The following is an 11,740-nucleotide window of genomic DNA, read 5'->3' on the forward strand; positions in this document are numbered from 1 at the left end:
CTCGTATCTCGTATCTCGTATCTCGTATCTCGTATCTCGTATCTCGTATCTCGTATCTCGTATCTCGTATCTCGTATATTTATAGCGCTTTCTGTGTAAAGAACTTCTTATCTTCCCAACGAAGCGCCGTGAGCTCTCCACCCCAAACACACCCAGTATCAAGTCCAATCACATCCTTTCCGTTATAGCCTTCAAGTGCCGCCCAGTGCCCAAATAACACGGTTTTATCTAACTGAACTCTTTGAGGTAGGTCGAACCAAGGAATATAGGTATTGTCGGTAACCTCTTGTGGGGGAAGCTTGCAGCCCATGTCTAATCGCCCGTCAGGAAAACAAAAGCGCATGCGCGTAAAGCTGTTAATTGCATATCGATAACGCTCGATATCGCTCAGCTCTTTTGACCATAAGTCTGGAGCGTTACTGTACATGTTTTCAATTAGCCACTGCCACTTCTTTGAGCGCAGCAGCGAGGTGATCTTCTTATTTTCTTTACGCGCTCGCTTAATTGTCCACTGTGGAGATATCCCCGCATGGGTCATGACAAATTGATCGTGCTCTTGCATCAAGGGTTGCTCTCGAAGCCAATCAAGCAACTCGTCTCTATCCTCAGCATCGAGGATTTGTTGGGTTTGATCTTTTTTCTTGGCCGGGAAAAGACCAAGCGAGACCGCCAGTAGATGCAGGTCATGATTGCCTAAGACCACCTTCGCTGACTGGCCTAATGACCGAATAAATCTCAGTGTTTTAAGAGATTTAGGCCCTCTTGCGACTAAGTCACCAGCGACCCATAAGGTATCTTTTTGTTGATCAAAGTTGACGGCTTCAAGCAGTAATTGAAGCTCGTCGAAGCACCCTTGGATGTCTCCGACAATATAATTCGACACAGTAGCTTCCTGTAGTTTCTGGGTAACTAGTTAAGAATATTAGGGATTGCGAGCCTGAATGGTTCGACTTCGGTGATGAAATCAATGCCTTTGCTGTCGGCCATTACATAGTGACCTTGCATAACGCCCACTGGGGTTTCGATGACAGTGCCACTGGTGTAGGTGTATTCGTCATTGGCTTCAATCACAGGCTGCTGTCCAACCACACCATCACCTTCTATGGTGAGTTGCTTGCCGTTAGAGTCGGTAATCAACCAACGGCGCGAGAGCAGTTGCACGGTTGTTTTGCTGAGATTTTTAATGGTAATGATGTAGGCGAAGACATAGCGATTCTTCGTAGGCTCAGATTGTTCCTCTATGTATTTAGAGTGAACTTGGCATTTGATACAAGGCGTAGATATATCCATATTCGCACCTTCTGTTGTTGGTATACTTATACCAATCATAGTAAATAACTGGTCAGCCTAGCTGGTTAAAAGGCTCAATAACTTCGTTAGAATTTTTGATTGTAGAATAACTACTTATCGAAAATTCTGCCTTGTTCTCAAGCCTTTTCCCTGCGCTATTTCTGAATATTCACTTACTGTGATTGGTATTAATTGTAATTAAAGTATTACATAAAAAAGGCTCCTCACCGGAGTGTAGGAGCCTTTTTATTTATTTGTCAGCGTTGTGACTGTCGTACAACCAGTTCGCCATGTCGACAAACTGTTCGAGCGTTAGATTCTCAGGGCGCATGCTAGGGGTGATGCCAAGCTCTTCAAGGACTTCTTTATCGATTAGGCCCTTGTAGCAGTTGCGAACTGTCTTACGACGTTGGTTAAAGCCTTCGCGACAAACACGATCTAGCCATTTCAGATCTTTGGCCGGGTAAGGCAATACTTCGTATGGCTGAAGACGCACTACTGCTGAGTCTACTTTCGGTGGCGGAACGAAGGCCGTTGGTGGCACTTCGAGTACTGGCGTCACTTTACAGTAGTATTGAGCCATCACCGTTAGACGACCGTAAGCTTTAGTACCAGGGCCAGCTGCTAAACGGTTAACTACCTCTTTTTGCAGCATAAAGTGCATATCTTGTACGTCTTTATGGAACTCAAACAGGTGGAACATCAATGGCGTCGAGATGTTGTACGGCAGGTTACCAAAGATACGCAGTTTGTTGTTTGGTTTAACGAGTTGTTCGAAGTCGAACTTCATCGCATCGCCTTCATGGATCGTTAGCTTATCAGCCAGATCGGGATGATTACGAAGACGCTCTGCAAGGTCTCTATCTAATTCGATAACCGTGAATTTATCGACAAGCTTGCCCACAGGCTCAGTGATCGCCCCAAGGCCCGGGCCGATCTCGACCAAGTTTTGGCCTGGCAGTGGGTTAATGCTCGATACGATGCCATCAATAATGTATGGATCGTTAAGGAAGTTTTGACCAAAACGTTTACGCGCTTTGTGCCCTAAGTGGACATCATTTCTCATTGTTTTTTCTCTACTAATTCAATGGCGTGCGTGAGCGCTGTTCTAAAGCTCCCTGTATCGGCTTGGCCTTTCCCTGCCAAGTCTAAGGCGGTACCGTGATCGACAGATGTACGAATAAACGGTAAGCCAAGCGTGATGTTCACTGAGCGACCAAACCCTTTGTATTTCAATACCGGGAGTACTTGGTCGTGATACATACCTAAAACAGCATCTGCATCTTGCAAATATTTTTCATTAAAGATGGTATCTGCTGGCAATGGGCCAACTAAATTGATGCCATCTTTCTGGCGAATTTTTTCTAGCGTTGGGGTGATAGTTTCAATCTCTTCACGCCCTAAACAACCATCTTCACCAGCGTGTGGGTTCAAGCCACACACATAGATGGTTGGTTTCTCAATCGCAAACTTTTCAACCAAATCTTTATTCAGAATAGCAATAATTTGCTCTAATCTGTCTTCGGTCACGGCTTGAGAGACATAAGCTAGTGGGATGTGCGTTGTGACAAGCGCAACACGCAGCCCTTCTGTGGCCAACATCATCACTACCAGTGGTGTATTGGACTTCTCTGCAAAGAACTCGGTATGGCCGCTAAAAGCAACGCCAGCTCGGTTAATTACACCCTTGTGAACGGGGCCGGTGACAATAGCATCAAATTCATCATTCATACAGCCAATTGCTGCGGTTTCTAAGGTATTTAATACGTAATGACCATTCGCTTCATTGAGCTGTCCAGCAATTGCTGTTTCAGCCAGCGGAGTGTGTTTCACCACCAGCGTGCCTGCGCGTTGAGGTTGCTTGGTCGCGTTTGCATCGTAATCCAGCAGTTCTACTTCGATACCAAGGATTTTAGCACGCTCAGCGAGCAGAGTTTTATCGGCACACACCACGAGTTGATGTGGCCAGCTTTCTTGTGATAACGCTAGCGTTAAATCTGGGCCTATACCAGCAGGTTCACCCGCGGTAATGACAATACGTTTAGTTGTCATCTTGGTCATCCTCAACCACTTCAACAAAGGCACTTGCTCTCATTTCTTGTATCCATGCGCCGGCTTCTTCATTGAATTTACGGTTAAATAGAATTTGGTAAGCTTTGTTTTTCAAAGCGGAATCAGTACGGTCTACTTCGCGGCGATCGAGTACTTCAACAATGTGCCAACCATGAACGGTCTTAAATGGCTCACTGATTCTGCCTTCAGGCAGTGTTTCTACTTGGTTTTTAAACTCTGGTACATAGAGATCAGACGTTTGGTAACCAAGTTCGCCGCCTTGTACTGCTGAGCCCGGATCTTCGCTGTACTGCAGGGCAAGATCACCGAAGGTTGCTTCATTGGCATTTACACGACGAGTGATTTCCTCAAGTTGCTCTTTCGCACCATTGTCACTTAAGATGACGGTTGGTTTAATCAGAATATGGCGCGCATTCACTTCCGTCACTGCAACCGTCTCTAACCCTTTCACATCTTCAATTTTCAGGATATGGAAACCAACACCACTGCGGAAAGGCCCGATGATGCTGCCTTTATTCTGCATTTTGATTTGGTCAGCAAAAATTGTTGGCATCTCTTCTTTACGCATCCAGCCCCAATCACCACCCTGCAGGGCTTTAGGGCCTTTTGAGTAAGTATATGCCATGGTACTGAAGTCTTTGCCATTGTTTAGCTCTTCCACTAAATCATTGGCTTGAGTTTCTAGTGCTTCTTTGGTTTGGTCATCATTGAAGCGAAGTTGAATGTGGCCAATCTTGTATTGCACGGTTGCGTTTGTTTCATTAGCTAAGATGTCGGCGAGGTTATCGACTTCCGCAGGAAGAATATTGATACGGCGGCGAACCAAGGCATTACGCGCTTCACTGGCCGCGATCTCTTTTCTGACTTGTTCACGGAATGCATTGTAGCTCAGGCCTTCTTCAACTACGGATGCTGTGAGTTGCTCGAGTGTTTGGTTGTTGTCTTGAGCTATATTTTCAATGGCTTGATCCAGTCTCGTATCATCAATACGAACGCCAATGCGTTCGGCTTCTTGAGTCTGAATGGTATCGATGATCAGTTTTTCTAGAACTTGTTCATTGAGTACGTCTTGAGAAGGCAATGTTTGACCACTTTTCTTCGCGTTAGCACGCAATGTCTTCATCGAAGCATCGATGTCACTTTGCAAGATCACGCCATCGTTTACGATCACTTTTACGCTGTCGAGTTCAACCGGCGCTGCGTGACTTACTGATATCGTACAAGCCGTTGCGATGGCAATTAATGTGCGTTTCCACAATGTCATGTGTAATCCTTTATATTTACTGATGGTTTATCAATAAAGAAAATTAGTTGTTTAAGAAAAATGGGCGACCATAGCTTAGTGAGTTGTCAGAGCTACTTTCTCCAATCGCGCCAGAGTCAGAGCCTAGGTTTGTACCAAAGCCAATAATACCGAAGTTTACGCCAAAATTGTTTTCGTAAACCGGTGTCGCATTAGGGTTGGTAATATAGTCTCCGTCCCAACTGCGCAGCTGGTTGCTGTAGGTAAAGCCGATATACCAACAATCTGATGTGTAGTTCAGTCGAGCTAACCACTCAAGCTCTTCTTGTGTGGTCAAATCATAGAAGTATTGAGCGCTGACATCCCACTGGGGGGAGATCTTGTAAGCACCTAATAAGCCCGCTTGCGAGATACCATCTTTAGTAATTGAACCGATATTGGTAATACTGTCTCCAACATTGTATTCGATGTACTCTTTGGAAACGTAGCGGTAGTTGGTTTGCACATAGCCGCCAGCAAAGCGGTATTCAAGGGAACTGTTCGCTAGTTGGATTGATGAAGAGTCAATATCGTATTGAATACCGCCGTGATAGAACAGGTAGTCGTCATAGTTAAAGTCGGCTTCAATCGCCCAAGAAGAGTAGTTGGTCTTTTTCTCTTCGCTAATGTCATCGGGCGAATTTTTGGTTGCTTTATCGATATAAAAGATCTGACCAAAAGAGATATTCAGGCGCTCTTTGTAGCTATCATCAAAGAAGCGTGATGAGGCACCATAGCTGATTTGGTTAGCGGCGGCGATACGATCGACACCACTGAATTTGCGGCTTCTAAATAGACCATAGTAATCCGTTTGCAAACGCGTTGTATCGTACAGCCCAATGTTACCTTGCTCTTGTTTTGGCACGTACAGGTACTGAACCTGAGGCTCTAAGGTTTGGGTGTAGCTGCCTATCACCTTGGTATCTCTTTCTAGCACAATCCCGGCATGGCTTCTAAATTCAGGGATCACTCGGCTTACCGACTCTTCTAACCCTTCGTAATCTGAGCCGGTACCCGTATCCACACCGTCGAGATTTTGTTGATAGTATGTGCCGAGTAGTCTTGCTTCTGTGGTCCAAGTACCCCAAGTGTTTCCAACGGGAATAGTAATGCCGGGCTCAACGTGAGCACGCGTTGCTGATGGCTTGCCTTTCGCATCCGTGTCAAACATCGATACATGGCTGATCATGTCGAAGTCTAAATATTTGTTGATTTGAGGGGCGTAATAGTTGAACTCCAGCTGCGGCATCAAGCGATAAGGCAGGTTATTACTCGATGTGAGTACTTGGAAATCTCGAACGAGTACTGAAGCATCCCAGTTGTGTGAACGGTAGGTTGCTTGCCCTTCTTGCAGCAATTGGCCATCTTCTCGATTACCAATATCGCTTGAGTTAACGTCGGTGAAGTAGTCGATATCACTGACTTGTGAATAGTCGATGTCGAACAGCCAAGATTGTTGGAATATCCCCGAGTGTTCGAGTTGGATACCCCAGCGAGAGCCTTTCTCTTGGTACTTTTGATCATCATGTAAGTATTCCGATTTAATACTACCTTTCCCAAGGTCGGTTAAGTAACGGAATTTACTGTTCAGCTGAGCGCCACGCTCTTGCATGTATTTGAACGTGGTTTCCAAGTCGTAGTTGGGCGCTAAGTTCCAGTAAACCGGAATCTCAGCCTCAAAGCCATCGCTTGAGCCGTATGATACGGTTGGGTACAAGAAACCGGTTTTACGAGTATCGCCCACAGGCACCGTTAGGTAGGGCAGATAAAATACGGGAACATTTTGGATTTCAAAACGTGGATTATAAAAAGTGGCTTGTTCTTCGTCTTGGTCAACGCTGATACTTGAAGCCTTTAGACGCCAAGCATTATTCCCGATTGGGCAGGAGGTTATGGACCCATCTTCAATCTCATAAACCGCTTTGCCTGTTTTGGCTATGTAGACGGCATCGCCTCGGCCCGGTTCACAAAGGAATTCGTAATTGGTATTCTCTAGCGTCATTTCATCGGTGGTGAGATTATTAGTCGCTTTGTCTGAGGTGGACTTAATCTGACCATCGCTAAAGTTGACGTTGCCTTCAGCGACAACGAGATTGTCTTGTTGGTGAAGGGTTACATTGTCGGCAAGAATGGTCTTATTGCCTTGGGTAACTCTTACATCACCTGAATATATCGCCTTATCACCATTGACCGCTTCTAAGCGATCGGATTCAACGTGAGCGGGTAGTTGGGTCTCGTTTTCAGCAGCGGGCTCGATCAAGCATTGATCTATAGAGGGCATTTCCTGCACACTACTATCGTTTGTTGTTTCAGCTTGAGTTGTCGACACGTATAACGCCGTAGTTACAGATGCGGCTAACAAGGTGCGGGAAAAACATTGCATGAAGTTGAACTATCCTGTGTCACTCGATGAAGGGTTGATCTAGTATCAATCCAATTAATAAAGCATTTTCCTTATGATAAAGGAAATATTAGCATTCAGCACCATAAGACAGCAGTACTTAGATAAAATTCATAGATAGAGAACACATAATGTATTTCTTTGGCAAAATATTGGGCACTTTTTTTGGCTTTTTATTTGGGGGGCCACTTGGTCTCGTTTTTGGTCTATTTCTCGGCCATCAATTCGATAAAGCTCGCCGTTTTAGTCAATCAGGCTTTAATCGTTCTGGCTTTGGTCAAGGACCAAGCCAAAGTGAAAAGCAAAACGAGTTTTTTAAGGCGGCGTTTGCGGTAATGGGGCATGTGGCCAAGGCGAATGGTCAAGTCACCCCTGAAGAGATCCAGCTTGCTTCCAATATGATGCATCGTATGAACCTGCATGGTGAGCAACGCAAAGCGGCGCAAGATGCTTTCCGTGACGGCAAAGAGAGCGATTTCCCGTTAAGTGATGTACTTGAACGCGTAAAAATATCATCAGGTGGGCGTTTTGACCTTCTGCAGTTCTTTTTAGAACTTCAGGTATCGGCAGCATTTGCTGATGGAAGCTTGCACCCAAGCGAACGCCAGGTTCTTCACAAAATTGCTCAAGGTCTTGGCTTCTCAGCAGAGCAACTTGAGCGACGCTTGCAGATGCAAGAGGCGGCATTCCGTTTCCAACAGCAAGGTGGAAGTTTTGGTGGCCAGCAAGGCCACGGGCAATCATCAGGTTGGCAACAGGCTTCACAACAGAACCAGCTTGGCGACGCATATAAGGTTCTTGGTGTGAGTGAAAGTGCTGATGGTAAAGAGGTGAAGAAAGCCTACCGTAAACTGATGAATGAGCACCACCCAGACAAACTGATGGCGAAAGGCTTACCGCCTGAGATGATGAATGTTGCGAAAGAGAAATCGCAAGAAATTCAAAATGCTTACGACCTAATTAAGAAGGTTAAAGGTTTTAAATAACATCACTAGAGTCGCTTCATTGGAGCGACTCTTTTTGTTTAAAGGAATAAATATGACGATAACTTATCAGGACATTCTAGATTTTTGGTTTGATGAATTGACACCAAATGACTGGTTTAATGGCGGTGAAAAAATTGATGCTTTGATTAACGATCGATTCTCAGACTTACACCAAACTGCGATTCAAGGAGAGCTGTTTGAATGGCGTCAAAATGCACAAGGGCGTTTAGCTGAGATTATTGTGCTGGACCAGTTTTCGAGAAATATTGGCAGAAACAGCCCTGCTGCATTTTCGGCTGATCCTATGGCGTTAGCATTAGCTCAAGAAGCGGTAGCAGGTGGTTTTGACCATCAGCTTAGCCAACAACAGAAAAGCTTTTTGTACATGCCTTATATGCACAGTGAGTCTCTGTTGATTCATGATCAAGCCGTTGAGCTTTTTTCTCAAACTGGGCTAGAGAACAATTTGGATTTTGAGTTTAAGCATAAGGTTATCATTGAGCGTTTTGGTCGCTATCCACATCGCAATGAAGTCTTAGGGCGAACCTCTACGCCTGAAGAGGTTGAGTTCTTGCAACAACCGGGTTCAAGCTTTTAATTGTAGAAATACGGTCCAATAAATAAAAAAGAGGCGAGTGGTTAATAAATGAACCACTCGCCTCTTTTTTCGTTTTAGTTGCGTCCTGAGCGACTGAAATTAGTTTGCTTGGTTGAGTGACCAGTCGTACTCATAGTTGATTTTGTTAGCACTCGGTACTGGCTTAGCTCGATATTGGTCTAGGTGTTGAATAAGCTGCTTTTGGTCACCAAAATCCACAGCAAACCACTCATAAATCGATGATAGTTCGAGCTTATTGCCTTTAACCTGCACACCTTTGTCACTATTAACAAACTCAAAGGCTGCTTGTTCCAGTAGAGTCTCGGTGTTGTCAGCCGTAAAGGCTTGCGGCTGGAGGTTAGGGCAGCCTAAGCTTGCACAGTTTACGGCGTAGTGGGTGCGTGGATCTTGCCATATTGGTCTTAAGATTCGGTGCTCAATGTCGTTGAGTGTCAGTGACTTACCATTGACCGATACGACATCATCTCCCCATGGGCCAAAGCTAAACAGGCCGCCGAGTTTAGTGATAGATTTAACGGGATAGGCATCCAGAATCAAATCAACAGTCACTGCATTGTATAGGTTAACCCAGTAAGCATACTGCTCTGCTTTCGAATAGTTGAGTGGGTTAACCTGTTCTAACTGCTTAATGTACTGCTTCAGTTTGGATTTATCAGCCTCAGTCACAGCTTGATAACGAACTAACGTATTTTGTCCCTGTTTGACTAAGTAGCTATCGAGAAAGTGCTGTAAGCTTTGATGAGAAACTTGCTCTGAGTTGGCCTCATTACTTTGATTCCAGTACGGCCACAGTTCAGGCTTAGGCGCAGACCAAGCTAAGGTAGAAAAAAGTAGGCTGATAATAACGAGCAGTTGTTTCATGGCATTCTCCTGATGACTGACTACTAAGACCTTATGCTTTACGATTTTCTTTCATGGCTCTTCAGTTAAATAACTGACCAGACTTTAATAAACACATTAAGTTAAGCTCAAAGTTCAGCCAAATAAAAAAGGTTGGCATTGAGCCAACCTTTCGATTTTTTGAAAATTATTTTTCTACGTCAAACCGTCCTACTTCAGGAAGCTTGGAATTTTCTCTTCATACGCTGAAATCTTGTCGGCATGTTGCAGGGTTAGGCCGATGTTATCTAAGCCATTCAGTAAACAGTGACGACGGAACTCATCAATTTCAAACGAGTACTGTTTGCCGTTCGCGCTTACTTTCATTGCTTCTAGATCGACAGTCACTTCAGCACCTTCATTCGCTTCTACGAATTGGAAGATTTCATCCACTTCTTGCTCAGTCAATCGAACTGGCACCATTTGGTTGTTGATCGAGTTACCGTAGAAGATGTCGGCAAAGCTTGGCGCAATCATCACTTGGATGCCGTAATCGGCAAGTGCCCAAGGTGCGTGTTCACGCGATGAACCACAACCAAAGTTCTCACGAGCCAGTAGAATCGAAGCGCCTTGGTAGCGAGCTTCGTTCATCACGAACTCTGGGTTTGGTTGTTGACCAGCGTCGTCTAGGAAGCGCCAATCGTGGAACAAATGCTTACCAAAACCAATGCGGTTTACTTTCTGTAGAAACTGCTTTGGAATGATCGCATCCGTATCGATGTTGGCCGTATCTAGAGGAACGACTAATCCGGTGTGTTGTTGAAAACCTGACATGTTAAATCCTCTAATTAAAGTTCACGAATATCGACAAAGTGACCAGCAATCGCTGCTGCTGCAGCCATTGCAGGGCTAACTAGGTGCGTACGACCATCACGGCCTTGGCGACCTTCGAAGTTACGGTTGGATGTAGAAGCACAGCGCTCTTGTGGGCCTAAACGGTCATTGTTCATCGCAAGACACATCGAGCAGCCCGGCAAACGCCATTCGAAGCCTGCTTCTTTGAAGATGATATCCAAACCTTCGGCTTCTGCTTGTGCTTTTACTTGCTCTGAACCCGGAACAATAAGCGCTTGCACATGTTTTGCAACTTGGCGACCTTTCGCTACCAATGCAGCCGCGCGCATGTCTTCGATACGAGAGTTTGTACAAGAGCCCACGAACACTTTATCGACGTTGTAATCAGACAGAGATTTACCCGCTTCCAAGCCCATGTAAGCCAATGCTTTTTCAGCCGATGCCTTTTCAACAGGGTCAGAGAAGCTTTCTGGTGCAGGGATTGGTGTGTCTACCGAGATAACCTGACCTGGGTTTGTGCCCCAAGTAACTTGTGGCTTGATGTCGGCCGCTTCTAGCGTCACAACCGCATCGAACTCTGCGTCAGCATCGCTTTTCAATGTGTTCCAGTATTCGATTGCTGCGTCTAAGTCTTCGCCTTGTGGAGAGAACTTACGACCTTTGATGTACTCGTATGTGGTTGCATCCGGTGCAATTAGACCAGCTTTAGCACCTAGCTCAATGGCCATGTTACATACCGTCATACGACCTTCCATCGTAAGGTCGGTGATCGCTTCACCACAGAATTCAACCACGTAGCCAGTACCGCCAGCAGCCGTTGTCTTACCGATGATCGCCAATACGATATCTTTTGCTGTAATGCCTTCAGCGACTTTACCTTTTACCTCGATCTTCATGGTTTTAGCGCGCGCTTGTTTTAGCGTTTGAGTGGCTAGAACGTGCTCTACTTCTGAAGTGCCGATACCGAATGCTAATGAACCAAATGCACCGTGGGTTGCAGTGTGCGAGTCACCACATACGATGGTCATGCCCGGTAGTGTAATACCTAGCTCAGGCCCCATAACGTGCACAATACCTTGGTATTTGTGGTTTAGGTCGTAAAGGGTGACACCAAATTCTTCACAGTTCTTCGATAGCGTTTCCATTTGGATACGAGCCATCTCGCCTGAAGCGTTAATGTCTTTGGTTTGTGTCGATACGTTGTGATCCATGGTCGCAAAGGTTTTACCAACTTGGCGAACTGGACGGCCTTTTTCACGTAAGCCATCAAAGGCTTGAGGTGAGGTGACTTCGTGAACTAAGTGGCGGTCAATATAAAGGATCGGGTTTTCGCCTTCCGCTGCTACTGCAACGTGCGCGTCGTAAACTTTTTCGTATAAGGTTTTTGCTTGCTGATTTGTCGACATAGCGTTTCT

Annotated in this window: 11 protein-coding genes; 2 read left to right on the forward strand and 9 right to left on the reverse strand. The window is 45.4% G+C overall.

All coding sequences use genetic code 11. The features are described 5' to 3' along the window. Positions 1-79: 79 nt before the first annotated feature. From Q1A70_RS06435 to lptD, 6 genes are all read right to left on the reverse strand, one after another. Complete coding sequence (locus tag Q1A70_RS06435; protein ID WP_299685656.1) at positions 80-883, reverse strand: symmetrical bis(5'-nucleosyl)-tetraphosphatase; 804 nt, start codon at positions 881-883, stop codon at positions 80-82. Between the two features lie 26 nt (positions 884-909). Continuing rightward, entirely contained in the window at positions 910-1,290 is a 381-nt protein-coding gene (gene apaG, locus Q1A70_RS06440; RefSeq protein ID WP_299685653.1) for a Co2+/Mg2+ efflux protein ApaG, read from the reverse strand. 250 nt (positions 1,291-1,540) lie between these two features. Continuing rightward, a complete protein-coding gene (gene rsmA / locus Q1A70_RS06445) occupies positions 1,541-2,356 on the reverse strand; it encodes a 16S rRNA (adenine(1518)-N(6)/adenine(1519)-N(6))-dimethyltransferase RsmA (RefSeq protein ID WP_299685650.1) in 816 nt (271 codons plus the stop codon). Continuing rightward, positions 2,353-3,342 (reverse strand): 4-hydroxythreonine-4-phosphate dehydrogenase PdxA, encoded by a 990-nt coding sequence (gene pdxA, locus Q1A70_RS06450; protein WP_299685647.1) that lies wholly within the window; start codon positions 3,340-3,342, stop codon positions 2,353-2,355. The genes rsmA and pdxA overlap by 4 nt, the downstream gene beginning before the upstream one ends. Then, positions 3,332-4,627, reverse strand: coding sequence for a peptidylprolyl isomerase SurA (surA, locus tag Q1A70_RS06455; RefSeq protein ID WP_299685644.1), 1,296 nt, complete (start codon positions 4,625-4,627; stop codon positions 3,332-3,334). The genes pdxA and surA overlap by 11 nt, the downstream gene beginning before the upstream one ends. A gap of 43 nt (positions 4,628-4,670) precedes the next feature. Next, positions 4,671-7,028 carry an LPS assembly protein LptD gene (lptD, locus tag Q1A70_RS06460; protein ID WP_299685641.1) on the reverse strand — a complete coding sequence of 786 codons (2,358 nt, stop codon included), beginning with the start codon at positions 7,026-7,028 and terminating at the stop codon, positions 4,671-4,673. A 149-nt stretch (positions 7,029-7,177) separates the two neighbouring features. Between lptD and djlA the strand changes: the two genes are divergently transcribed. Together djlA and Q1A70_RS06470 are read left to right on the forward strand one after the other, a co-directional pair. Further along, positions 7,178-8,032, forward strand: a complete 855-nt coding sequence (djlA, locus tag Q1A70_RS06465; protein WP_299685638.1) for a co-chaperone DjlA — start codon at positions 7,178-7,180, stop codon at positions 8,030-8,032. 52 nt (positions 8,033-8,084) lie between these two features. Then, positions 8,085-8,630, forward strand: coding sequence for a DUF924 family protein (locus Q1A70_RS06470; RefSeq protein ID WP_299685635.1), 546 nt, complete (start codon positions 8,085-8,087; stop codon positions 8,628-8,630). 99 nt (positions 8,631-8,729) lie between these two features. Here the strand turns inward: Q1A70_RS06470 and Q1A70_RS06475 are convergent, their stop codons facing one another. The 3 genes from Q1A70_RS06475 to leuC form a co-directional block, all read right to left on the reverse strand. After that, positions 8,730-9,512, reverse strand: a complete 783-nt coding sequence (locus Q1A70_RS06475) for a DUF547 domain-containing protein (RefSeq protein ID WP_299685632.1) — start codon at positions 9,510-9,512, stop codon at positions 8,730-8,732. A gap of 189 nt (positions 9,513-9,701) precedes the next feature. Further along, positions 9,702-10,304 carry a 3-isopropylmalate dehydratase small subunit gene (gene leuD / locus Q1A70_RS06480; RefSeq protein ID WP_017632198.1) on the reverse strand — a complete coding sequence of 201 codons (603 nt, stop codon included), beginning with the start codon at positions 10,302-10,304 and terminating at the stop codon, positions 9,702-9,704. A gap of 14 nt (positions 10,305-10,318) precedes the next feature. Beyond that, a complete protein-coding gene (gene leuC, locus Q1A70_RS06485) occupies positions 10,319-11,731 on the reverse strand; it encodes a 3-isopropylmalate dehydratase large subunit (RefSeq protein WP_299685629.1) in 1,413 nt (470 codons plus the stop codon). Positions 11,732-11,740: the final 9 nt, after the last annotated feature.

This window comes from uncultured Vibrio sp. (assembly GCF_947488985.1).
Classification (GTDB): domain Bacteria; phylum Pseudomonadota; class Gammaproteobacteria; order Enterobacterales; family Vibrionaceae; genus Vibrio.

Bases quoted from the DNA above. Each gene is read 5' to 3' on its own strand.
- rsmA (WP_299685650.1), bottom strand. From the start codon at position 2,356: ATGAGAAATGATGTCCACTTAGGGCACAAAGCGCGTAAACGTTTTGGT.
- djlA (WP_299685638.1), top strand. From the start codon at position 7,178: ATGTATTTCTTTGGCAAAATATTGGGCACTTTTTTTGGCTTTTTATTT.
- pdxA (WP_299685647.1), bottom strand. From the start codon at position 3,342: ATGACAACTAAACGTATTGTCATTACCGCGGGTGAACCTGCTGGTATA.
- surA (WP_299685644.1), bottom strand. From the start codon at position 4,627: ATGACATTGTGGAAACGCACATTAATTGCCATCGCAACGGCTTGTACG.
- lptD (WP_299685641.1), bottom strand. From the start codon at position 7,028: ATGCAATGTTTTTCCCGCACCTTGTTAGCCGCATCTGTAACTACGGCG.
- apaG (WP_299685653.1), bottom strand. From the start codon at position 1,290: ATGGATATATCTACGCCTTGTATCAAATGCCAAGTTCACTCTAAATAC.
- leuD (WP_017632198.1), bottom strand. From the start codon at position 10,304: ATGTCAGGTTTTCAACAACACACCGGATTAGTCGTTCCTCTAGATACG.
- Q1A70_RS06470 (WP_299685635.1), top strand. From the start codon at position 8,085: ATGACGATAACTTATCAGGACATTCTAGATTTTTGGTTTGATGAATTG.
- Q1A70_RS06475 (WP_299685632.1), bottom strand. From the start codon at position 9,512: ATGAAACAACTGCTCGTTATTATCAGCCTACTTTTTTCTACCTTAGCT.
- leuC (WP_299685629.1), bottom strand. From the start codon at position 11,731: ATGTCGACAAATCAGCAAGCAAAAACCTTATACGAAAAAGTTTACGAC.